The organism is Dyadobacter sp. 676 (assembly GCF_040448675.1).
Classification (GTDB): Bacteria; Bacteroidota; Bacteroidia; order Cytophagales; family Spirosomataceae; genus Dyadobacter.
In genome coordinates this window covers 5,922,245-5,946,207 of sequence record NZ_CP159289.1, presented here as the reverse complement: position 1 = coordinate 5,946,207, position 23,963 = coordinate 5,922,245, and the positions used below count along the sequence as shown (strand labels likewise).

22 protein-coding genes are annotated in these 23,963 nt (G+C 53.1%); 13 read left to right on the top strand and 9 right to left on the bottom strand.

What is annotated here, in order from left to right:
* Window positions 1-2: 2 nt before the first annotated feature.
* A complete protein-coding gene (locus ABV298_RS26170; RefSeq protein ID WP_353719084.1) occupies window positions 3-998 on the bottom strand; it encodes a glycosyl transferase in 996 nt (331 codons plus the stop codon).
* A gap of 265 nt (window positions 999-1,263) precedes the next feature.
* Here ABV298_RS26170 and ABV298_RS26165 point away from each other — a divergent pair, with 265 nt between their 5' ends.
* Entirely contained in the window at window positions 1,264-2,046 is a 783-nt protein-coding gene (locus ABV298_RS26165; RefSeq protein ID WP_353719083.1) for a methyltransferase, TIGR04325 family, read from the top strand.
* Here the strand turns inward: ABV298_RS26165 and ABV298_RS26160 are convergent.
* The 3 genes from ABV298_RS26160 to ABV298_RS26150 form a co-directional block, all read right to left on the bottom strand.
* Entirely contained in the window at window positions 2,036-2,731 is a 696-nt protein-coding gene (locus ABV298_RS26160) for a DNA alkylation repair protein (protein WP_353719082.1), read from the bottom strand. The genes ABV298_RS26165 and ABV298_RS26160 overlap by 11 nt on opposite strands.
* A 37-nt stretch (window positions 2,732-2,768) precedes the next feature.
* Entirely contained in the window at window positions 2,769-3,218 is a 450-nt protein-coding gene (locus ABV298_RS26155; RefSeq protein ID WP_353719081.1) for a VOC family protein, read from the bottom strand.
* A gap of 132 nt (window positions 3,219-3,350) precedes the next feature.
* Entirely contained in the window at window positions 3,351-3,884 is a 534-nt protein-coding gene (locus ABV298_RS26150; protein ID WP_353719080.1) for a RidA family protein, read from the bottom strand.
* Window positions 3,885-4,188: 304 nt separating this feature from the next.
* On the opposite strand from ABV298_RS26150, the gene ABV298_RS26145 reads away from it, so the two are divergent.
* The 9 genes from ABV298_RS26145 (at window position 4,189) to ABV298_RS26105 (ending at window position 14,979) form a co-directional block, all read left to right on the top strand.
* Entirely contained in the window at window positions 4,189-4,716 is a 528-nt protein-coding gene (locus ABV298_RS26145) for a carboxypeptidase-like regulatory domain-containing protein (protein WP_353719079.1), read from the top strand.
* The gene (locus tag ABV298_RS26140; protein ID WP_353719078.1) at window positions 4,650-7,148 is read left to right on the top strand and encodes a SusC/RagA family TonB-linked outer membrane protein; all 2,499 of its coding nucleotides are present in this window, start codon (window positions 4,650-4,652) and stop codon (window positions 7,146-7,148) included. The genes ABV298_RS26145 and ABV298_RS26140 overlap by 67 nt, the downstream gene beginning before the upstream one ends.
* Complete coding sequence (locus ABV298_RS26135) at window positions 7,126-7,503, top strand: hypothetical protein (RefSeq protein ID WP_353719077.1); 378 nt, start codon at window positions 7,126-7,128, stop codon at window positions 7,501-7,503. Before ABV298_RS26140 ends, ABV298_RS26135 begins: the two co-directional genes overlap by 23 nt.
* 8 nt (window positions 7,504-7,511) lie before the next feature.
* Complete coding sequence (locus ABV298_RS26130; protein ID WP_353719076.1) at window positions 7,512-9,281, top strand: RagB/SusD family nutrient uptake outer membrane protein; 1,770 nt, start codon at window positions 7,512-7,514, stop codon at window positions 9,279-9,281.
* 278 nt (window positions 9,282-9,559) lie between these two features.
* Entirely contained in the window at window positions 9,560-9,895 is a 336-nt protein-coding gene (locus ABV298_RS26125; RefSeq protein WP_353719075.1) for a helix-turn-helix transcriptional regulator, read from the top strand.
* Window positions 9,892-12,540, top strand: a complete 2,649-nt coding sequence (locus ABV298_RS26120; protein WP_353719074.1) for an ABC transporter permease — start codon at window positions 9,892-9,894, stop codon at window positions 12,538-12,540. The genes ABV298_RS26125 and ABV298_RS26120 overlap by 4 nt, the downstream gene beginning before the upstream one ends.
* Before the next feature lie 186 nt (window positions 12,541-12,726).
* Window positions 12,727-13,116, top strand: coding sequence for an SPW repeat protein (locus ABV298_RS26115; RefSeq protein ID WP_353719073.1), 390 nt, complete (start codon window positions 12,727-12,729; stop codon window positions 13,114-13,116).
* Window positions 13,117-13,474: 358 nt separating this feature from the next.
* Entirely contained in the window at window positions 13,475-14,053 is a 579-nt protein-coding gene (locus ABV298_RS26110) for a DoxX family protein (protein WP_353719072.1), read from the top strand.
* Between the two features lie 350 nt (window positions 14,054-14,403).
* The gene (locus ABV298_RS26105) at window positions 14,404-14,979 is read left to right on the top strand and encodes a biopolymer transporter ExbD (protein ID WP_353719071.1); all 576 of its coding nucleotides are present in this window, start codon (window positions 14,404-14,406) and stop codon (window positions 14,977-14,979) included.
* 26 nt (window positions 14,980-15,005) lie between these two features.
* Here ABV298_RS26105 and ABV298_RS26100 read toward each other — a convergent pair whose 3' ends face one another.
* Together ABV298_RS26100 and ABV298_RS26095 are read right to left on the bottom strand one after the other, a co-directional pair.
* A complete protein-coding gene (locus ABV298_RS26100) occupies window positions 15,006-15,434 on the bottom strand; it encodes a hypothetical protein (RefSeq protein ID WP_353719070.1) in 429 nt (142 codons plus the stop codon).
* A 45-nt stretch (window positions 15,435-15,479) separates the two neighbouring features.
* On the bottom strand, window positions 15,480-16,691 hold the full coding sequence (locus ABV298_RS26095; RefSeq protein WP_353719069.1) for an MFS transporter: 1,212 nt from the start codon (window positions 16,689-16,691) through the stop codon (window positions 15,480-15,482).
* 245 nt (window positions 16,692-16,936) lie between these two features.
* Here ABV298_RS26095 and ABV298_RS26090 point away from each other — a divergent pair, with 245 nt between their 5' ends.
* Together ABV298_RS26090 and ABV298_RS26085 are read left to right on the top strand one after the other, a co-directional pair.
* Window positions 16,937-18,100 carry a hypothetical protein gene (locus ABV298_RS26090; protein ID WP_353719068.1) on the top strand — a complete coding sequence of 388 codons (1,164 nt, stop codon included), beginning with the start codon at window positions 16,937-16,939 and terminating at the stop codon, window positions 18,098-18,100.
* A gap of 129 nt (window positions 18,101-18,229) precedes the next feature.
* Window positions 18,230-19,156: a DUF3078 domain-containing protein gene (locus ABV298_RS26085; protein WP_353719067.1), complete on the top strand. Its 927-nt coding sequence runs from the start codon at window positions 18,230-18,232 to the stop codon at window positions 19,154-19,156.
* Window positions 19,157-19,301: 145 nt separating this feature from the next.
* Here ABV298_RS26085 and ABV298_RS26080 read toward each other — a convergent pair whose 3' ends face one another.
* From ABV298_RS26080 to ABV298_RS26070, 3 genes are all read right to left on the bottom strand, one after another.
* Complete coding sequence (locus ABV298_RS26080) at window positions 19,302-20,246, bottom strand: 2-dehydropantoate 2-reductase (protein WP_353719066.1); 945 nt, start codon at window positions 20,244-20,246, stop codon at window positions 19,302-19,304.
* A 96-nt stretch (window positions 20,247-20,342) separates the two neighbouring features.
* Window positions 20,343-21,593 (bottom strand): DUF4932 domain-containing protein, encoded by a 1,251-nt coding sequence (locus ABV298_RS26075; RefSeq protein ID WP_353719065.1) that lies wholly within the window; start codon window positions 21,591-21,593, stop codon window positions 20,343-20,345.
* A gap of 14 nt (window positions 21,594-21,607) precedes the next feature.
* On the bottom strand, window positions 21,608-22,696 hold the full coding sequence (locus ABV298_RS26070; protein ID WP_353719064.1) for an AraC family transcriptional regulator: 1,089 nt from the start codon (window positions 22,694-22,696) through the stop codon (window positions 21,608-21,610).
* Window positions 22,697-22,881: 185 nt separating this feature from the next.
* On the opposite strand from ABV298_RS26070, the gene ABV298_RS26065 reads away from it, so the two are divergent.
* Window positions 22,882-23,811 carry an alpha/beta hydrolase gene (locus tag ABV298_RS26065; protein ID WP_353719063.1) on the top strand — a complete coding sequence of 310 codons (930 nt, stop codon included), beginning with the start codon at window positions 22,882-22,884 and terminating at the stop codon, window positions 23,809-23,811.
* Window positions 23,812-23,963 lie beyond the last annotated feature (152 nt).

Here is a 23,963-nt window from a genome sequence, read left to right as displayed (position 1 = left end):
ATTTAGATTAGGTTAATGCGTTCTTTCCTGGTATAGTTCTTATAGCGCCCGTTCAGCCAGAATTTGATGCGGCGCGAAAAACTGACTTTTATCCATTTCAGGGCCATCGGCTTTTCATGAAAAACTGCGGCAGGATCGATTTGTAAAATTTGCGTTTCCGCAGCATCGAGCGCCTTCACATAAGCCCCGTAAAGAAGCCCGATCGCCTCTTTTGGAAGCCGGTATTGTTCCGTCGTGAGACGAAAACTTCCATCCACACAATAACGAAAGTCATGAAAGTGGTAAAAAACCACCGGCACCGCCGGGGTTCCGGCGCTCTGTACAAATACTTTTCCTTCCACATTCCGGTAGGCGTAGCTTCCCGCATTCCACGGCGCCACACCGCCTCCAAGGTGTTGCAGCACATGGATGCCTTCGAAACGGGCAGTCCAGTCGTCGAGGTACTTCTGGTCGCCGAATTTACCATCCTCGAATCGGTTGAAACACCATTCAAGACAAGCCTGCATCCACCAATGCAGCACGGTGAGGCCTTGCGGGGTGCTTTTGAAGGTCAGGAATTGCACACAGTAAATACCGCAGTTCCGGGATTGGTCGTATTCCGGGCTGTACCGGTGTTCCGTAATGAGCACCGATTTACCACCCATCTCGTCGGTCAGGACCTTCGGGTCGGCGAAAAACAGGAGATCGGCGTCTACATAGGTGCAATGGTCAAGGGAGAAATGATGAATGCAATGCCAGATGGTAAACGGGGTACAGGTCCAGCAATACTCGCCCGGCGTGCGGCCCTGCTTCACGGCAAGCAGCTCCGGCGTTTCGAATCCGTCCAGGGAGATTACCGTTGCATTCGGCAGGTTCATCCGGCGGAGCAGCGCATCGCAGGGATCGTCGAACGCGAAAATATACAGGTGAAAATCAGCGCTTTGCCTTAGCAGAGAATGGTACATCGCCAGTCCCCGCGAAAGGTAGCATGAGTTAAAAAGGGTACAAAAATTCTGCATTAAAGTATGTTAGGGGTAGAAGAGGGTACATCTTCCATTACAAATATCCGCGAATATTGCGAATGTGATTCCCCTCCAAATGATAAAATAATATATGAGAGAGTATTTTATCATCCACTTGGTTGGAATGAATATATGCAACAAACTAAAAATCAGCTAGATAAATCACAATCACAGTCAGAGACAAGAAGCAAAATGCTAAAATAGTATCATAGCAAAATTGCAGTATAAAGCCCTATATTGCACCCGATTCAAACTTTGAAACATGTCGTTCTTTAAACCGAAGAAGAAAAACCCGTACGGCTGGTTTGGTGACTACAAAAATTGGGGGGACCTCGTAGCGCTGTCCGGCGGATATGAAGCCGAAGCTATTCTGAATAAAACAAAGGAGGCGCTCCTGAAGGTAAAGAACGGCGAGGCCGTTTATGAGCGCGATTCGGTATTGTTCGATAAAAAAATTTACCCCTACCCCGTCATTTCGGCCCTGCTCTACGCGGCCATAGAATGCGGTAACCAGCTCAACGTGATCGATTTCGGCGGATCACTCGGAAGCACCTATTACCAGGTTAAGGACATCATTCCGCCGGCGGTGCGGCTGCACTGGAGCGTCGTGGAGCAGGAAAATTACGTGCGCTGCGGACGAGCCTTTTTTGAGGATGAAACCCTGAAATTCCACTTCACGATCGGCGAGAGTATGGCAGCAAAAAAGGCGGACGTGCTGCTGCTGTCGAGTGTGGTCCAGTATCTCGAAAAACCGCACGATTTTCTCGAAGAAATCAAACGCCGCGATTTCACGTACATCCTGGTGGACAGGACGGCATTCATCCGGGGCGATCACCCCGATCGCCTGACGTTGCAGATAGTACCGCCGGAAATCTACGATGCCCGTTATCCCGCCTGGTTTTTCAACGAAAAGCGGTTTCTCGAACATTTCAGTGGGTATGAAATCAGGATGGAATTTGAGTCGTTCGTGCCGGGTGAGCAGGAAATGGAGATCGACCACCGGAAAATGGGTTACGACAAAGGTTTTTTCCTGATCAGGAGGTGACCTTGCTCTCCCTTTTTACCATTTCATTGATCCAGATCGGTGCAAACGGCGATGTACAGCCCTTTGAAACAGGATAATCGCGGTAAATGCCCAGCTTCTCCCCAATCGCCAGCGCACGCTCGCGGTACGCGGGAAAGCGTATCCCTATCTGCGCCAGGGTTGTGTTCATGGTCCATTGCACTTCCGGTGCGGCTTTGGGCATTTCCGATTCGATCCTGTCGAGCAGGCCGGGGATGTCGATACCCTCCGGCTCGCGGGTTACGCGTCCGGCCGTAAGGCTCCATCCCGCCCTGGCAGCCCAGGGATGGTCCGTTTGCATCCAGCTCCGGCGAAGCGCTTCTTTCGCCGGATGATCTTTGATCACATACGACGAAAGCCAATCGGCGACCTGGGCGGTGCTGATACTCCGCACCATCCTGTCCACTTCGTCGGCGGACAATAGTTTGGGTTTGATAATCAGCAATGCCAGGAGTTGCGCGTCCAGGTTATGCGTATCCCACAATGCCAGCGCCAGTTCGTGGTTCGTTTTGATCCGGTTCGCGAGTGCGCGTATGTCGCCGAGCTTCACGCCAAACTGGTTCTCGCTTGCTCCGTTCCGGATATTCAGTGTGCGCACTTTCTCGCTTCCGAGCGATTCAAGTTCGGCAAGGATCTGTTCGACGGTCGTAACGCTTTTATCGGCCATTGGTAAGGTCTCTTTAAAATGACTGGAATATGGGCGCTCAATTAGGCCCTGTTTTGGAAGGATCGTCATAATTCACCATCCAGTTGATCCCGAAGCGATCCGTAAGCATCCCGAAATAGGCACCCCAGAACATATCGGCCAGCGGCATCGTTACCTGCCCGCCTTCCGAAAGCCCTGTGAAAAGCTTGTCGGCCTCCGCGCGGCTTTCCGCATTTACCGAGATCGAAAAATTATTGCCGGGCTGGTAATTCGCGGCCCACTCGCCACCGGTGTCGCTTCCCATCAGGATAGTTTCCTTGCTGATAGGCAGGCTGATATGCATAATGCGGTTGGCCTCTTCCTCCGTCACACCCTTGCCGCCTTCACCCGGGGGCATTTCGCCGAAACGGCCTACATAGGGAAACTCACCGCCAAAAACGGATTTGTAGAAATTGAAGGCTTCCTCGCAGTTGCCGTTGAAGTTCAGGTAGATGTTTACGGTTGCCATGGTGGTAGTTGTTTGGATTTATGCCTTCAATAATAAAATTTTTCCGGTAAAAAAGGAACTTCCGCACCATCCATTACAAATAAAGCAGCCACCGATGCCATGAAAGCACCGGTGGCTGCTAAAAAAATTGCGTTACTCCACTTCGACGATCATCTCTATCTCGACCGCAATGCCGGAAGGAAGCGACGCCACGCCGATCGCGGAACGGGCATGCTTGCCGCTTTCGCCGAAAACTTCCACCATAAAATCGGTGAAACCGTTGATGACCTGCGGCTGCTGCGTCAACGTTGGCGTCGAGTTGACCAGCCCCAGCACCTTTACGATCCTCTTAACCTTGTTCAGGTCCCCGATCTCGTGTTTCAACGAGGCAAGCAACGCGATGCCACAAAGTTTCGCGGCCTCTTTGCCCTGTTCGACGGTCAGGTCATCCCCTACTTTTCCAAGGATTTGCCCGCCGCCCGGTTTATCGGGACCGTGGCCTGAAAGATAAACGAGGTTGCCTACGCGCACGGCACGCAAAAGGTTACCTTTCGACGGATTGAGCTTGGGAAGCGTAATACCAAGCCCGGCCAGTTTCTTCTCCACATCGGGGCGGCCCGTTTGCGCCGTTCCCCGGGAAACAACGGCGAGGAAAAGGAGTACGGCCAAAGAAGTTGATCTTAACATGATAAGGTTTGGATTGATATATAAATACGGTCAAAAATAGCAATCATTCCCCAGGAAAACGTCCTTTTATTCCTTTCCGCGTTTTTTACCATTTATTCAACAAATAATGAAAAACAAGAGTATTTGTTCAGCTACGCTTGACTTATTAGTCCGGATTCACTCCCCGGCCAAAGGGGGGCGTGCCAGATTATGATATTGTTAAATAGCATTCCCCGGAAGGTGTAAGTACGCGGGATTGCCCAATTTTGTCGCCTTAAAACCGAACTCATTTAATTCAATCACCCATACTAAAATCTATACCCTTATGTATCGATGTAAAGAAAGGTGGCCGCTGCTGGCAGGCACCTTGCACAAATCGATTGCCCAGGCGGCGCTGATCGCGATGATCGGCGGCACCGGCTGGGCAACCCCGCCTCTTGAAACCGGGACCGGAACCCGGAGCTTGCACCCGAATTTCGCCAAGGCCGACCGTGTGGTCAAAGGACGTGTGACCGACGGCGATACGCCCGACGGGATCCCGGGCGTGAATGTCGTTATTAAAGGCAGCCAGACCGGTACCGTTACCGACGCCAGCGGCAACTATTCGCTGGAAGTTCCCGACGGGGGCGCCGTGCTTGTGTTTTCTTACGTGGGATATGTGAGCCAGGAGGTCGCTACCGGCACGCGCGGCACGATCGATGTCGCATTGAAAGCCGATACCAAATCGCTGAATGAAGTAGTCGTGGTCGGATATGGCACCCAAAAGAAAGTAAACCTGACCGGGCCGTGGACCAGGTGGGCCAGGAAGTATTGCAAAACAGGCCGATCCCGAACCTCGCGCAGGGGCTCGTAGGTGTAGTGCCTAACCTGAATATCCGGATGTTCGACGGCAAGCCTACGCAGTCGCCTTCGTTCAACGTCCGGGGGACGACGTCCATCGGCCAGCAGGGAAGCGCCCTGGTGCTGATCGACGGTGTCGAAGGCGACCCGCGCATGTTGAACCCGCAGGACATCGAGAGCATTTCCGTACTGAAAGATGCGGCTTCTGCCTCTATTTACGGCGCCCGGGCGGTATTCGGCGTAGTGCTGATCACCACCAAACCTGCGCCGGAAGGCAAAATGCGGGTTTCCTACTCGGCCAACTACTCGATCAAAGCGCCTACCGAGGTTCCCGATAATATCGTGGATTCCTACCCATGGGCACAGGGTTTCAGCGATGCATGGTCGCGCTGGAACGACAACGGCAGCACGCCTACGGCAATCAATAAAACCATCAGCTTCTCGCCTACCTACCTGGCCGAGATCAAGAGAAGATGGGAAGACCCGTCGCTGCCGCGCGTGGAGGTAAACCCTACCACGGGAGAATACCAGTATTATTACAGCACCGACTGGTACAAAGAGTTGTATAAAAAACGCCTGAGCGCCCAGGACCACGCGCTTTCGATAGCGGGAGGTACCGACAAGGCGACCTACCTGCTCAGCGGCCGCTTCAACAACCAGGACGGCCTGTTCCGCTACAACACCGACAAATACAGCATGTACAACTTCCGCGGTAAAGGCGGTGTGCAACTTACGCCCTGGCTGCGCGTGGACAACAATACCGAGTACTCGCAGATGAAATACCACCAGCCGTTGAACGTGGGGGAAGGAAGCGGTATTTACCGGAACATCGCCGACGAAGGCCACCCGCTGGCCCCGTTGCTCAATCCGGACGGAACACTTTCATTTTCCGCAGCTTACACCGTGGGAGATTACTATTACGGTAGGAACGCCATCGATCAGACACAGCGCTTTCTGAAAAATCAGACTGCCCTGAAAGCCCAGTTCCTGGAAAAAGCGCTGACCATCAAAGCCAACATGACTTTCCAGAGCACAGATCTTGCTACCTCGCAAAACCGCGTCCAAGTGCCTTACAGCCGTACCAAAGGCGTGATCGGCTACACCGGCACCAACACCAACGATATCGCCGAAGGGAGAAATACCATTAACTATCTCGCTACCAACTTCTACGCCGATTACGTAAAATCGTTCAACAACGCCCACAACTTCACTCTGCTGGGCGGTTTCAACTACGAACGGTCGGTTACTACCAATCTGGCGGCACAGCGGAACGGTATTGTGTACAGTGGCGCGGACGATATCAACCTTGCCCTGGGACAAAGCATTACTACCCAGGGCGGTTACAAGAAGTGGGCGATTGCCGGTGGTTTCTTCCGTTTGAACTACAACTTCCGCGAGCGCTACCTGCTCGAAGTGAACGGGCGCTACGACGGTTCGTCGAAATTCCCCACCGACCAGCAGTGGGCATTCTTCCCGTCGGTATCGGCCGGGTGGCGGGTATCCGAGGAGCCATTCTGGAAAGTTAATCCCAAGATCATTTCCAACGTGAAAGTCCGGGCTTCCTACGGTTCATTGGGCAATGGTAACATCGCTCCTTACGCTTTTTATGAGAAATTCGGCATTACGCAATCGGGACGCGTGATCAACGGTATCCGTCCGCCGGTCACCAGCATGCCGGGTGTGGTACCCGATGGTCTGACCTGGGAAACTTCCACCACCGCCAACCTCGGTCTAGATTTTTATGCATTAAATAGCCGCCTTCAATTCTCGGGGGACATTTACCAGCGCAAAACGACGGACATGTTCACCGTGGGACCAACTGTTCCGGCAGTATTTGGAACGTCCGTTCCATATGGCAACTACGCCGATTTGAAAACCAATGGCTGGGAGTTATCGATCAACTGGGACGATCAGTTCAACATGGGTTCGAAACCGTTCCACTATAATGTACGCCTCACCCTGGCCGATTACAAAGCCTATATTACCAAATATAACAACCCGGATAAAAACCTGACCGATTCCTACGAAGGCCAGCGTGTGGGCGAAATCTGGGGATACCGGGTAGAGGGGCTCTTTAAATCGGCAGCCGAAATCGCCGATTCGCCGTCACAATCCAACATTCCGAACACGAACACCCGGAAAAACTATCCGGGCGACCTCAAATTCCGGAACCTGGACGGCGATAACGTCATTTACCAGGGCCTGAACCGCGTAGGCAACTCGGGCGACAAAACCATTATCGGCAACTCCGAGCCGCGCTATACCTACGGCGTGAACCTGTCCGGCGATTGGAACGGCTTCTTCCTCGGCGCATTCTTCCAGGGGGGTACTCAAACAGAACTGGTACCCATCCTCCGAAGCGCGTTTCTGGGGCCAGTACAACCGGCCTTACAACGCCTACCCACGCTGGCATCAGGACAACATGTACCGGGAAGAGCTGGGTAACTTCGACGCTTACCTCCCCCGCCTCGTAGGGTACGTGGCACAAGGCTCGGGCCGTGCATTGCAGGTCGCCAACGACCGTTTTATGCAAAATGTGGGTTATATCCGCCTGAGAAACTTGCAAATAGGCTACACGATCCCTGAGCGCATTACCTCTAAAATCCACGCCCGGGACCTGAAAGTATATCTCTCCGGCGAAAACCTCTGGACCTGGTCGCCGCTGTACAAATGGACCCGTGACACCGACGTGACCAGCATTTACGGCTCCGACCGCGACCTCAGCGGCGGCGGCAGTGGTGATGGTTACAACTATCCGATGTTGAAATCCGTGTCCATCGGCTTGTCACTCAATTTTTAATGGAATTTATGAAGACGAAAAAAATATTCAGCTATACCCTTGCCGTCATGCTGCTCGCGACGGCAACCTCCTGCGACCTGAACGAGGTGCCGGTGGATACCGCTACCAACGATGCCGTGTTTGGCTCGGAAAGTGGTCTTGAACTTTATGCGGGTTCCTTTTACGACTTGCTTCCCGGTACAGACGTGGGGGTATTCCAGATCGACGACAACTCCGATCTTGTAGCCCGTAATGGCGTGGACGACTATCTGGCCGTGAATGCATTGAGCCCGATCACCAGCAGCGGATGGACCTGGACACAATTGCGCAACATCAATTACTTCATCGAAAACACAGAAAAAAGCACCGTACCCACCAAAAACCATTACCTGGGCGTGGCGCGTTTTTTCCGGGCGCTGTTTTATTTCGATAAGGTGAAAAGATTCGGCGATGTGCCCTGGATCGACAAGACCATCGATGTAAAAGACGATGCCACGCTCTACGGACCACGCATGAACCGCTACGAGGTAATGGACAAAGTGCTTGCCGACCTGAACTACGCGATCGAGAACATTACCCTGACGTCCGACCCGTCGGTGACGCGCATTACAAAAAACGTGGCCCGCGCCTACAAAACCCGGATTGCATTGTTCGAAGCGTCATGGCGCAAGTATCATACCGAGGACAACAAACAGGCTACGGCCAATGCCTGGTACGAGGAGGTGATCAAAGAAGCGAATGCGATTACCGGCTACACGCTGCATTCCACCGTGCCCGACAAGTCTTACCGCGAGCTTTTCCTCGCGAAAAGCGCTTTTGCCGACGAGTCGATCCTTTCCGTGGCGTTGAGCGCGAGTTTGCAGGTTTACAGCTCGGCCAACCGCCGCTTTATCAGCCCGACGTACGGCAACCGTCCCAGCCTGACACGCCGTTTTATCAACACCTACCTGAACCTCGACGGAACGCCGTTTACGAGCAAGGCGGGCTATGAAACCACGCCATTTGCAGAGGAAGTAAAAAACCGCGACCTGCGTTTGAAACAAACCATCCGTACCGGCGACTACACCCGTACCGAAAACGGCATTCCGGTAATCGCTCCGCCGAATTTCAGCCAGACCTACACGGGTTACCAGCCGATCAAATGGTGCTACGACGAACGTTTTCCCTTCGACGACGAGAGCCGCAACGACAACGCGCATATTATCATGCGCTATGCCGAGGTTTTGCTCAATAAAGCAGAAGCATTGGCAGAGCTCGACAAAATGACTGCTGCCGAATGGACCAACACCATCGGTGCCCTGCGCAAACGGGCGGGCATCACAGGCGCTACCCTTACGACCGTGCCCACCAAGGCCGACCCCTATATGGTGTCGTTCTTTGCAGGCAAATTCACCGACCCCGTTCTGCTGGAAGTACTGCGTGAAAGGGGTACGGAAATGGTATTCGAAGGCCTCCGTCCGGACGATCTGAGAAGATGGAAACTGGGCAATCTGTTCCAGGATGCGCCTATGAACGGCATGTACGTCCCTGCGCTCGGCGAGTATGACCTGAACGGCGACGGCAAAAACGACGTGTATTTTTACCAGGGCACCAAACCTACGTCGACTACGCCAGGCATTGTATTCGTAGATGTAAGCCCTTCAACCGCCGTGGGACGTATCCAGCTTTCGAAAGGCACTTCGGGCGAAGTAATCTGGAACCCCGGACAGCGCGAATGGGCGGATAAGAAGTACCTCTACCCTATTCCAGAGGCGGATCGTATCAGAAATCCCGCATTGGGGCAGAATCCCGGGTGGTAATGTCAGGTATTGTCATGACTGGTCAGGTATTGCATGTGTAGTCAGATTTTGCCAGGGGTGGTCATGTGTAGTCAGGTTTTGTCAGGAGTGGTCATGTGTGTTTGGGGGGGCATTAAAATGACTGACAGAATAACGCGATATCTGTAACCAGTAAAACGAGGTTGCCAGGAACGGCAGCCTCTTTTTTTCACTGCAAAAATATTTTACATACAAAACATGATTTTATATTTTGATAATACATACATTTAATGACAAAACAGACAAACCGTTGTGTGCCAATGAAAGGGACTAACCTGGGCGAATTTGAAGAGTTGGTTTTACTTACGATCGCGGCGCTTGGGACGGAAGCGTACAGTGTCGCGATTTGTGATGAACTGGAAAGATATACGGGCCGCTCGGTGAAACTGGGCGTGGTACATGCCGTACTGAACCGGCTGGAAGAAAAAGGACTCGCGAAGAGCCACTTAGGCGACGCCAGCGCAACCCGTGGCGGGAAACGGAAACGCTTTTATGAAGTGACCCACGCAGGCAAGGTGGCGCTCATGCGTGCGAAGGAACTGCGGGAGGCGATCTGGCGGAATATCCCTGGCTTCAATCTCGAAGGCTCGATATGAAAACGCCGGCACATGACCCGCAACCACCGAAATGGGCTACGGCTTTCCTCCGGTGGTACTGCCGCCCGCGGCTTCTCGAAGACCTGGAAGGCGACCTTTATGAATATTTTATGCGCAACGTCCGCGACAAAGGCCCGCGGCGTGCGCGGCTGATCTACCTGATCGACGTAATCAAGTTCCTGCGACCGTACACGATCCGTAAAATAGAACCATTCACTTTCTTAGCCCATTTCATCATGCTCGGCAGCTATTTCAAAACTTCGAGGCGCAACCTGGTGCGCAACAAACTGTTTTCATTCATTAATATCGTCGGCCTTGCGGTAAGCATGTCGGTAGGCTTGCTCGTGATCGCGATTGTAAACGACTTACTTTCCTACGACGATTTTCATAAAAAAAAGGACCGCATTTACCGGGTGATCACCCGGCATCAGTCCGACGGCCAGCCGCCGATGGACCTGGCCTCGACGTCGATAAGGGTAGCGCAGCGGCTCCGCGCCGACGTTCCGGGAATCGAGGATTTCACCGTTATGCGCAACGGGTTTTCGGGCGATGCCCGGGTGGAGCAAAACACTTTTCCCCTCGAAGCGAGCTGGGCCGATCAGTCGTTTTTCAAGATTATGACATTTCCGCTCGTCGCCGGCGATCCCGCGACGGCGCTCAAAGAACCCTACTCGCTGGTTTTGACTGAAAAAACAGCTTTGAAACTGTTCGGCAACACCGACGTGGTAGGACGAACCGTGCGCTTCGACACGCTCGACTACCAGGTCACCGGCGTAGCCAGGGACGTTCCGCAGCTTTCCCATATCCGTTTCGACGCGCTGGTGTCGTTCGCGACCGCGGACGCGACGCTCGGCAAGAAGCAGGACGGGTTTTATAACTGGGATAACGTGTGGTCCAACTATACCTATATCACGCTTCCCAAAAGCGGCAACATAGCTGGCATACAAAGGGCACTCGACCAGATCAGCGCGGAGGAAAACAAGGCCTTGCTCCATAAAAAGGTAACGCTGTCGCTTCAACCTTTCGCCGATATCGCATTAGGTCGGAAACTTTCGAACAATATGGGGCCTCGTGTCGAGCCTGTTACGCTCTGGATACTGGCCGGGCTGGCGTTCGTGATCATCCTTTCGGCGTGTTTCAATTACACCAACCTGTCGGTCGCCCGCTCGCTCCGGCGCTCGCGCGAGGTTGGCGTGCGTAAGATCATAGGAGCGCACCGGAGCCATGTGCTTGGACAGTTTATTACCGAATCCGTGATAATCGCCTTCCTCGCGCTGCTGTTTTCTTTCGGGCTGTACCTTTTTCTGCGAAGGGAATTTCTCGCACTCGATCCGCACATTCCCCAGATTTTCGCGCTCGGCTTGTCGTTCCGTTCCGTATTGTGTTTCATCGCACTGGCGGCGTGTACCGGGCTGGCGGCGGGCTTTTTTCCGGCTGTGTTTTTCTCCAGAATCAATGCGCTTTCGGTCATGAAGGATGCGTCGGGAATCAGGGTATTCCGGCATGTAGGGCTGCGACGGGTGCTCATTGTGGCGCAATATTCCCTTTCGCTCATATTCATCGCCACTACGCTCGTCGGTTACAGCCAGTACAAAAGCTTTCTGCATTTCGACCTGGGTTTCAATACCGAAAACATTCTGAATATCAAATTGCTCGGGGCCGATGCGACGGCATTGAAAAAGGAGCTGGCGGAGATACCCGGGGTGAGACAAATTTCACAATCAAGTATGATCACCAGCGTGGGTACCATGTACGGTTTCGATGTAAAATACTGGCAGGACGGCGCGCCACAGCCAGCGGACTCCGCATTGGTGTGGGTAAATACCGTGGATGAAAATTACCTGCCAATTCACCGGCACAAGCTGCTCGCGGGCCATAATTTTGCGCTGCGGCCGGAAAAAGGAAATGAAAGCGAACTGATTGTAAACGAGCAGGTATTAAAACGGTTCAATATCGGCGGCCGCGATCCGCACAAGGCGCTGGGCCATATTATCGAAGTAGAAGGACGGAAGCTCACGATCGTGGGCGTATTAAAGGATTTCCATTACGGAACCGTGGAAAACAAGATAGAGCCGGTGATGTTCCGCTATTCGAAAAGCGAACCATGGGGTTACCTGAACCTTCTAATCGCCTCCACCGACCTGGAAAATACGATGGACAAAATTGAATCGGCCTGGAAACGGTTCGATAAAGTACATCCGCTCAAAGCGAATTTTTATGACGAACAGATCGAGGAGGCGTACAGCGAGTTTTCAATGATGATAAAGGTCATCGGTTTCCTTGCCTTCCTGGCCATTTGCATTGCTTCGCTGGGCCTTTTCGGAATGGTGGTATTCACTACGGAAACCAAATTGAAGGAAATCAGCATCCGCAAAGTGCTGGGTGCCAGCGAACCCGGACTGGTATACCTGCTCTGCCGCGGATTTCTCACGTTGCTCGCCATTGCCGCCGTCATAGCGTTGCCGGTTACCTATCTGCTTTTCGACAAGATATTATTAACCCGCTTCGTCTACCGCCAACCCATCGGTATTGCCGAACTGATAGGCGGAACATTGGCGGTTATGGTGCTGGCGCTGATCATGATTGGCTCGCAAACCGCCAAAGCCGCCCGTACCAATCCCGCAAAAATTCTGAAAAGCGAATAACAGAGAGCCGCCAAACCCGGCCGCCCGGTTCACCCTGTGCCGAACACATTGATTCCCGCGGTCGCTTCTCCGAAACAAAATCCCGAGGATCGCAAGCCTGTGCGCGCTGGAATGGATTTTTTATAGAAATGCTCGCTTTTCAAACCGGCTCCTGCCGGGATTTGGTCACTCTAAATATTCGTCAACATGAAAATCATCAGCACAAGCACTCATGCGAAGATCGATTATCTCGCAGCTATCGTCTTTATGGCATCGCCATGGATCTTTGGATTCAAGGAATCCGTACCCGCCACATGGACCATGATCGCCGTGGGCCTGATGGTCTTGCTCATGTCGCTGTTCACCGATTACGAAGGCGGCATGGTGCGCAGTATCCCAATGCGCGTACACCTCACCGCCGATGTATTCGCAGGCGCATTCCTGGCTTCGTCGCCGTGGCTGCTCGGCTTCGCGCAGGAGGTCGTTCTGCCGCAGATGATCATGGGGCTGTTCAGCGTTTTTACAGGTTTGCTCACATCGAAGCATCCTGCACGCGAACATTCCGGCGCCGCAGTAGAACCGGGAGCGCGGGACTAGATCGGTAACCTGACTGACAAATATCCGGATATCAAACCTTGCCGTCAAAGCGATTAAGGTAAAACCAAAAGGGCATTTCGCTTTCAGAACTGCCGGTTCCGATCAAAAAGAGGCGCTGAAATTTTATCCCCTGGCAATTGCGATTTGCCGGGGATATTTATTTTAATTAAACTTTGAAAAACAAAGTACTTTTTTTAAATATTTGCATATTGCCTGCCTGCCAAACCCATGAAGCCGATGCGACGCATGAAACGTTTCTATTCCGAAGCGAAAGAGAACAAGTGGTTCCATTATTTCGCTGTATTTTGTCGGTTCGCTCTCGCGTTGGGCTACATTCCCTCGGGGGGTTGTAAAAGTAATGGGTGAACGTTTTACTGCATTGCCCTCCAACCATCCACTGGGCCACTATTTCGATGCTTTGCATCTCACGGGCTTTTACTACCCGTTTATCGGGGTCGGCCAACTGGCCACGGCGTTGCTGCTGATCATCCCCCGAACCGCCGTGCTGGGTACCGTTAGCAGCTTCCCTATCATTCTCAATATCTGCGCGCTGGTTTACGCCACACGCTTCGAAGGCACGCGCATTACCACGCTCATGCTGCTCGCGAACGCGTTTCTGCTGTGCTGGTATTTCGACAGGGTCCGGTACATTTTACCTTTCAAACAAGCCGATCTGGGACTGCCCGAACGCGAGCCAACGGGTAGCAAATTCCCCTGGGCATTCGCGGGCTTGGTACTTGCCGCCGTGGCGGCTGTGGTGGTCGGAAACATCTATCTGTATGACATCCGCCCCGGCAATTCGCCCCTGGAATGTACAAACGGATGCCCCGGAAACAGAAATCCGGAGGCCTGTCAACAGTTTTGCGAGTGTATTTATAACCAGGGAAAGCCATTGAATGTGTGCCTGGATGCCTATGAGCAAGCCGCAGGCCGCTAACTGGCACAGTTACCCTGCTCCACACTCGTTTACAAAATACCCGGGATACAACTGACTTGCACCAGTCTGCCTGTTACCTCTGTACCTTTACGAGCGGCAGTCCCGGGCATTCTTCGGCTACATATTAGCATTTGAAGATTAACTAACGGGCCGTCGCTTTACAGCAGGAGACTGTAAAGCGACGGCCCGAAATGTAAGTATCGCCAATTATTTTTTATGAAATTTATGTTAATATAAAATTAAATTATATATTTGATTCAAACGACTCGCATGAAGTTTCCGAAGCGGGTCGATAGCTGAGCGAATATTACCTTGTCGTAACAGTTTTCACCCTTCAACAACCTGACAACATGGCAACAATCGAAGCGCCAGCCAGTAATCGTGGCTATGGCAAAGCAAAAAACAACCGGATGTCGACCCGCGTCGATATGACGCCGATGGTCGACCTTGGTTTCCTTCTCATTACGTTTTTCATGCTCGCAACGACCATGAGCAAACCCACAGTGATGTCGGTATTCTTTCCCGACAAAACAAAGGAGAAAACGATCGAGGAAACCCAGCCTATCCCGGCCAGCCTTACCCTGACCCTCTTTCTCGGCAGCCACGACGAAATTTATTATCTGGACGGCATCGCGCCCGATGCCACAAACGCATCACCCTCCTTGAAGACGGTGCGCCCCGGTTACGAGCTCCGGAACGTCATTTTTAATGCACAGAAGCGTGTAGCTGCACTGCCGCGCAAGCAGAATGGCGAAGACCGCTCGCTCGTTGTCGTGATTAAACCAACGGCCGTTTCCACTTACAGAAATATGGTGGATGTAATGGACGAGATGGCTATTACAAAATCGAAACGCTACGCCCTGGTCGATAAACTGACCGGCGCCGAAGCGAAACTGCTTGGAGACAGGATCCTGAAAAGCAAGTAAATAAATTGCCGGCTTCTGGCTTCGTATTACTTACGAAAGGATACACCTATCTTAACCTGTCCGGTCACAGGCCTGGTCATCGGATAGTATTTTACATATAACGAGTCTCCCGTTAAACCGCCGATACTCATCAAAGGCGCATTTCTTGCAGGCAGTAAAAAAAACATACGGGATTTTACAAAATTGTCGGTCGAAAATTCCACGATTGCGGTATCCGATAATGTCTCTTCAAAAGTAAGCCGGGCAAGTGAATACTGATCGTCGTTCGAGATTACCACCATCGTATCGCGATTGGCGTCCGGGATTTCGATATATCGGGTAATCGGTAACGGCACAGGCCTGAAGTCATTGCAGGAAGTCAATGCAGCTAATAACGATACGGTACCGATTGCAGTCCTGATACGCTGTCCAATGTTTTCGCAAATAGCGAGCCGTCCCGAAGTTGCTCCGAACATCGTTTCCTGTTATATTTTTGTGACCATTATTTACAAAATACAAGTTTACAAATAATCCCGGGAAGCGACATCGTTTTTCCGTAAAACCGCGTACCATTGAATAACCACGAATGCGGCAATGAGCAATGGAACGGCGATCAGGTTGACGACGTTCCAGCCCCAGCGGTTCAGCACGGCACCGGCGAGAAAGGACGACAATGTGGTAACGGCGTAGACCAGGAAATCGTGGAAAGCCTGTATTTTGGCCGGGTCGCCGTCTGCGCAGGACCTGACAAGGATCGTACTGCCGCCGACAAACATAAAGTTCCAGCCTATTCCCAGAAAGATCAAACCACCTACAAAATTGACCAAATCCATTCCCGAAAGCACAAGCGAAATGTGCAGCAGGAACATCAGGATGCCGCAGGAGATCATGCGCGGTGCACCAAAACGCTGGATCAGGTTACCGGTAAAAAACGAGGGGACGAACATCCCGAGCACATGCCATTGGATGACGATCGACGAATCGTCGGCGTTGTAGCCGCATATTTTCATAGCTATCGGCGTCGCGGTCATGACCATCACCATTACCGCGGACCCGGCGGCGGACGAAACAATGGCCGCGGTGAATGTCGGGCGTTTCAGGATTTCGAAGAAAGATTGTTCCGGCACCGGAGCATCGCTGGCGACACTTTGCCCGGCGATATGCCCGCTCACCGAGACGGCCAGGAGCGCGAACAGGCACAGAGCCGGAATCGACAGAAACGAATACAAAAAGGGAATATCGCCGAAGTCCCTGGTATACCGGGCGATGGACGGGCCGGCAATGGCGGCAAACACCCCACCCGAGACCACCCAGGATATTGCCTTGCTCCTGTCCCTTTCATCCACCGACTCCGCCGCGGCGAATCGGTAATACTGGGCAAAGCCTCCGTACGCGCCGACAAACATGTTACCGAGCACAAAAAGCCGGAAGTCGACCAGATAAACCCCCAGCGACATCAGCGCTCCCGCGGCAAGCCCCAGGCCTATTCCTGCGATGAAACCTTTCCTGCGTCCGAATTTTTTCATAAATGCAGCCGCCGGAATCAGCGAAATGGCCGTGCCGACGCTGATCATCGCCACAGGGAGCGTCGCCAGGCTTTTATCGGCGGCAAGGCTGAAACCGACCAGACCCGACAACGCCGCAACCAGTACAGCGGCGGTTTGATAGAGGGCTTGCCCGGCGACAAGCGGAAAAACATTTGCCGGAGACCGTTTTTTTGAATATCGGATCATAGCAATCGGGCGGGTGAAGCCTGGGGCTTTCGTCGGTGCGGGCACGGGGTTGTCACGGCGGTGCCGTGCCGAATGCATTGCGTTTGTTTTCCGAAAAGTACTAACAAATCAACAACTTGCTTCGTGTTAGTTACTTAAAATTATATATCCCCGAGCGGCGCCTGCCGGGTAACCATTCAATAGGTTATCCGGCGCAGCCAATGCGGTTTTGCTAATTTTGCCGCCGCATGGAAAAACGATCGGTTATGCATATACCTTTGCCTGACGAGGTCGCGGCGATCACCGCTATCGGCGACCCGACGATCCGTAATTTGCGCATTACGCAGTGTTATCAGGAGCTTTCGTCTGTGTTAACCGGTCGCACAGGCCTTGTTGCGAACTGGTGTACTTTCGCTACCTGGGCTTCCAAACAAGCGGGACAGAGCATCCGTCGCGAGGATCTCCTGCGAGGCATCGAGGCCCGGCTGGCCCCCGGCGAGTTGGACGAATTGAAACTCGTGTGGCGGATTGCCGGCAACCTGGGCGTTGGTACTTTGCTGCAACAATCATTGCAGGAAATTATCCGCGACACGTGGCTGGTCCGCGTCGTCGACCGTATCAGCGAGGCGGTCGGACGGGGTAACCGGAAGGTCTTCGAAGAAATCGGATGGGAGTTCGCGCGGTTCGTTTCGTCATGCTTTCAGGACCAGGTTTTCGATCAGCAACGCCTGGATGCCTTTTGCAGCGGACTTCGGCCAGGGAATCCGCCCCACGGGCAGCAATACCTTAAACAGGCCTTCACGAACTATTACAATGCTTTTTTTGAAACCGACCCGCAGCTACGGACCGAATTACAGCTTCAGGCCAACCTCGAAATAGGGTTTCACGAGCAGACGCGCCTGCAACCGGAAATAGCAGCTTCGCTGAATGCGGTATTCGCGGTAAACAAACGGATGATTACAGAAAAGGTCATCGATACCCTCTTCTCGCCAGCCAGCTGGCTGGCCCGCATCCGGCTGGCTTACCTGAAAATCACCGGCAATACTTCGCAGTTGGAAATGGCCCTCGACCAACTGATGGTCCGTCTGCAGGTGATCGTCCGCGAACAGCTCACCATTCACCTGATGACATTGACACTCCCGCCTGACGAACGCCTTTCGCTCGGCAAAGATTTGAACAAACCCTACCCCGAGGCGTTGATGCGGTTGTCGTGCGCGAGCTTGGTGGCGATGCTGGCGGAAATAGACCCGACACCCGACAGCGTGCTCGAGACAGGCGCCGCCGACTGGGCCAGTCTGCCAGAGCGCATGCATTTCATAGCCGATCTTTTCCGTTGTTGTCATCTTGACCCGGCCCTGTATGCCCCCGCATTCACACCACAGCAAATAGCGGCGATGAAAGCAGGCAGGTTACCGGCCGGACGGCTCTGACGACCGGCGCTAACCGCCAGTCCAAAACGCCACGCACTTGTATTTTCTCAAATTTAATGCCCGGAAATGTTGCCAAACAGCCGAGAACAGGGATATATTCGCCGGAGTTTATTTAGTATTTTTTCAAGTATGAGTACAAGGGGGTTAATCCACGGCGCGTTTTTATTTGTTTTATTCTCAGTTTCAGACACATTAGCCCAAAACAAGGTCGACCTCAGCAATTCCCTCAATGCGGGGCGGCTGAAAACAGCAAGTGATACCACCTGGCGCAAAATCGAATTCGGCGCAAACCTGAACCAGGGCTCTTTCAGTTCCAATTGGACCGGCGGTGGGGTTAACTCGGTGGCGTTAGGCGTATTTTTTAACGCATTGAACGAAACAAAAAAGGGGAAAGACTCCTGGCGTAACGATTTTCAATCGCAATACGGGATCGTCCGCAACAAAGGCCAGCAGAGCCGCAAGAATGTCGACCGCATTTTTTTCGATACCAAATATAACCGCGAGATTTCCACGAAATGGAGTCTTTTTGCGAATTTCAATTTCCTGTCGCAGTTCGCGGCGGGTTACGAATACAACACGAATCCCGATTCAATCAACTTGAAGAAAAAGGTCTCGGGCCTGCTGTCTCCGGCCTACCTGACCGAGGCGATCGGTATCGAATACCGCCCCGCACCTTATTTCTTTGTGGATTTTGCACCGGGCGCATTGCGGCAGACGGTCGTAATCGATAAAGATCTGTATGTCAACACGCCCGATCAGAAGAATTACGGCGTGCCCATCGGCAAGCGCGTCAGGACCGAGGCGGCCCTGATCCAGCTGGTGGCCAACTTCGACAAGGACATCGCCAAAGATGTGAACCTGAAATTCAGGTACCTGATGTTCTCCACCTTTCACGACCCATTGGAAATCGATAACCGGCTCGATGCGCAACTCACGGCGAAGATTAACAAATATGTAAATGTAAACCTCGGGGCAATCGTGGTGTACGACAGGGACCAGAGCTCCAAAATACAATTTGCGCAGGCGCTCAGCATTGGCTTCCTTTTCGCTTTCTGATCCGGCTGGTGGCTCAGTTTTCTGCCAACATCGGTGTGGAGCGGCGGCTGTATCCGGCCGGGCCCGTTTCCCGGTCCGCTTGGAAGCATTCAACGCCGGGCTCCTCTGTCGATATCCGAGAAAACTGCGGTCCGGAACTGTGCAGCTAATTTCCGGCTTGCCGTAAAGCCAGCTCCGCTTTCAGCCTGACGAGCTCTCCGAGGAGCCGGGTTTCCTGTACAGCGTCGAGTTTTCCCAGTTCCTTTGCCAGTCGCACGACTTCCAGATTCAGGGTCTCGATCTCGGTCCTCCGCCCATTGCGGATGTCCTGCAAGGTTGAAATAAGTTGCCCGTCCGAAAACCGGCTGATTTGCAACAGGTTTTCCTCGATCTCGTCGGGAGTTAACCTGATTCCCTTTTCCGTTGCGATTGTCAGGCATTCCCCGATCACCCTTCGCGCGATTTGCAATGCTTCCTGATTCCGGTGAAAAATACCGTTGTCGGTATCGAGCAACGGGCATATCGAGTTAAAAACACAATTTACAATCGCTTTTTTCCAGACAACGGGGCGGATATTCCCTTCGCTCCGAAAAGCGAAGTAAGGCGTATTCAACTGCTGTACAATTTTATCCAAATGCCCCGGATCGCCGCGTTCTATGCCTACCGGGCAGACGCCGACCGGTTTGAAACGGACATTCCCCTCCCCTATGACCTGGCTCGTCACGAACAGGACACATCTGTAAATTTCAGAAAACCCATGGCGAACGAATGGTTCCTCTACACCCAGGCCATTTTGCAGCAGTACGACAGGCGGGTTACCCATCTTGTTTTTGAGCAATAGGGCCAGCTGCTCATTCCCGAACGACTTGTTGCAAAGCACGAAAATTCCGCCGGTCCCCGACAGGGAATCCATCGTCCGCACGACCGTTTCGGCCTCAAACACAGCCCCGCCGGCCATTTCCACCAGTATATTTTCGGTTTTCAGGCTCCCGTCGTTCACGCTGCCCCGGACGATCGTGACGTTTCGCCCCGAAAGTTTAAGAAAAACGGCAAGTGCCTTTCCGATAGCACCCGAGCCGATGATGTAAATAGGGTTGTCAGTTGCAAGCATTCGCATTGAGAGAATAGTACAGGCAAAAATGAACAAAACCGCACTGCCGGAACAGATGCAGTTTTGTTATTTTTAGGGATAACAGCGAAAAACACTTCATTCCTTCCGGTCTCCCCGTGCCTGATCGGCTTGCGTTTGCAGGCGCCGCATCGCATATGCCACGGCCATTTCGTACGAAGCGGTTTGTTTACGGTTATATTTTTCCAGCTCGTCCAGCAAAATATCCAGATAAATAAACTTCCGGCCCTCGATATAATACTTTCTGAGCTGCCTTGCATCGGCTTGGTGGCCCAGGTTGGCGGCAATGATCACCTCGCCGGCCCGCACAAAATGCTCGTACAGGCATGCCTTCCAACTGGTATAGGCCTGATTCGACATCGCTTCCCTGATTGGCTCGAACAATGTGGCCGTCCCGGCAATCGCATCTCCCGGGAGCTTGTCGATCACCGGGTTCACGAACGAATGGCCGAATTCATGCGTGCTCAGTTCGCGCAGGTGCTTTTTGTCGCCGAAACCCATGTCCGGCCGGGTCGGATCAGTCCATTGTGCCGGTGCAAAAGCGCCGAAAACGTGGACGGCATAGGTGTCGCGATGCTGGTGATAACGGCTTCCGAAACCCATTCCGGGAGGTATCATCAGGCTGGGCACGAGCAGGTAATTATCAAATCTCGCCTGGTAAAACGCCTCCATCGCCGGCAGGAAACCGCTTTCGGGCAAACCGGCACGTACCTGTGCCACGGCATTGGCATAGTGGATTTCGCGTTCGGCCAGGATCGCACCGAAATCCACATCGCGGTAAAGCGCATTCATCGCGTCCAGGAATGCCGTCGCGTGCTTCCTTGCTTCGGCGGCATCGCCGCTGGGCGAAAAACGAATATAATAGCGGGTATCCAGCCCCTCCGGCAACTTTGCGTCGGGTACGTTGTCGAGCTGGACCAGCAGATTGATGAAGTAATCCAGCCAGATATCCTGTGCGTAACCGATCACGACGGCCAAGTTCCTGTTTCCGGCAAAGGACTTGTACCGGCGGTAAAGATCCAGGCCGTAGGCGTAGCGTTGACGCATCTTCTCGGGATAAGCGTCTTTCCCGGCCTCGGCGCCTTCGTATCCGAGGAAATACACGAAACCCAGCAGTTCCACATTGCGGTTTATTTCGACGCTGAATTCATGCAAGGAAGTCCCTGTCCGGTTGTTTTGGGCAAATACAATCTGTACGAAAAAAAGGGCGGGCAACAGTGATAGCAGTTTGATCATGGCTTGTCTGACATCAGGTGAAAGAAAGCCCAAAGCAAGCCTGTCGGTAAAACCGATGCGCGCGGGAACACATTCCAGGACGTCCGGAATCATGTTTCCGGACTATTTCAAACTCTGATTTCGGTCGCCACTTTCCCGGCCTGCATGTATTGCGACGGCGATTTACCGGTATGTTGCCTGAAAGCCTGGTTGAAAGTCGATTTGGAACTGAAACCGGCTTCCAATGCCAGGGCCAGGATGGTTTTGTGCTTTTCTTTCGGATCGGCCAGTTTACGGACGACCTCCTCGACGCGAAATGCGTTCACAAATCCGTTGAAATTAGTTCCGCAATGCGTGTTGATAAGCTGAGACACATACCGCGCGGGCAGGTTAAGCTCGTCGGCCGTTTCTTCGAGTGTCAGGCCCGAACGTGTGTGGAGCCGGTCGCGTTCGAAAATTTCGCGTATTTTTTGTAATTCCAATGTGTCGCTAAACCGGCTGTACCCGGGCTTTTCTTCCTTTGGAAACGCAGGTAATGCGAAGAAATGCGGATCGATATAACCAGTGTATCCCAATCCGAACAGGCACGCGGCGATCAGGATTTCGATTTCCGTAAAAACCGGCCACCCGAAGATCACGCCGGCTACCCAGAGCAGCGTTAGCAGGGACAGAAAACCGAACAGGCCGAAAATACGCAGGTAATGTCCAGGCTTCAAAGCCGCATGCATCCGCCACACCGGATATAACCGCATCCCATAAACACCGAGCACGGCTACCATGCCGATGATAGGTAGTATTTCGGTCAGTGAAAACCATACCGGATTGTCGAGCAGCGACGTCACATTCCCCGCGGCCGCCTTCCATCGCCACCACCACATCCATCGGACCGCGATTTCGGCAACGACCGCCAGAAAGGCCAGGCCATATACCGGTTTGAAAATAAAGGCCGGCTCGGTAACCGACCGCATAAAGAACCACAACGCAAGCGGCAACACCAGGTAGCTCTGGAAATTCCAGAACGGGAACATACCGGGGCGGCTATGATAGCGCACCTGCATTCCCCAGGCGTTGAGCAGCTCCTGGGCGAGCACGACAAGAATCAGGCCCAAAAACAGGCTCGCGCGCTGCCCCTTCGCGCCCCGGGCAATGAGCGACAGGGCCAGGATAATTCCTTGCCAGAAACCTAGCAAATATGCGATCGCTTTCCAGTTATACATTGGCCGTTAGTGCAAGGCCGTAAAGTTAGCGTTCCGCGCAGGAAAATCTCGTTATGGTTCCGTTAAAAAAAAAAAGCCGGCCATCCGGCATTGCCGCATTCCGGCCGCATAATTGACGCAAATACACCCCGAATGCCCGTGGATTGTTGCGCAGATTTGCAATATCAACAAAAACCACTGCATTCATGAACAAACACATCTTACATGGCCTCTGTCTGGCCATCGGTGCATTGATGGCATCCTGCCAGTCGGGCACCCAAAAAGAACAAAATGCGGCAACGCCGAAAGAAACCGCGACAGCCCGGCCCGCCAAACCATCCGAAAGCGGCTATGCGGATGTAAACGGGTTGAAAATGTACTATGAAGTTTACGGTCAGGGCAAACCCCTCGTGCTGCTGCATGGCTCTTTCATGAACATCCCCACGAACTGGGCACACATCATACCGATGCTGGCGGACAGAAAGGTGATCGTCGCCGAAATGCAGGCCCATGGCCGCACGAAGGATATTTCGCGCGACCTGAGCTACGAGGGTATGGCCGACGACGTTTCGGGTTTACTCAAACACCTCAAAGTCGACAGCGCCGACGTTCTGGGTTACAGCATGGGAGGCGGGGTCGCTTTCCAGATGGCCATTCGGCACCCTGCGCAGGTGCGCAGGCTTGTCATCCTCTCGGGGGCATACGCGCACGACGGATGGTGGCCCGACGTCGAAGCCAGTTTTGCGACCATCACTGCGGACATGTTCAAGGGCTCGCCGATCCAGACACAATACGACAGCCTGGGCAACGATCCGGCAAAGTTCCCCGATTTTGTCAAAAAGGTGATCAGCATCGACCTGAAACCGTACGACTGGACGAAGGAAGCCAAAAACATCAAAGCGCCGCTGTTTATGGTTATCGGCGATGCCGACGGCGTCCGGTACGAGCACGCGCTGGATTTGTTCCGTGCCAAAGGCGGCGGCAAAATGGGCGATATCCACGGGCTTCCGAAGTCCCGGCTGGCCATTCTTCCCGGCACTACGCACATCGGCATGATCCAGCGCACCGACTGGCTGATCCCGATGGTCAGGGACTTCCTGGATTCGGACCTGAATACGGCACCGCCGACATTCTAGCGAACGGCGCGGACCGGTTCCATTCGCACGCTGCCGGCATCGAAATAGCGTAATTGCAGCCAGGCGACCAATGCATTCCCGGCGTCGTCGGCCCGGCACAGGAAGCACCCATGATGTATATTTTTTATATTTCAGATTAATAGCAAAAGCCG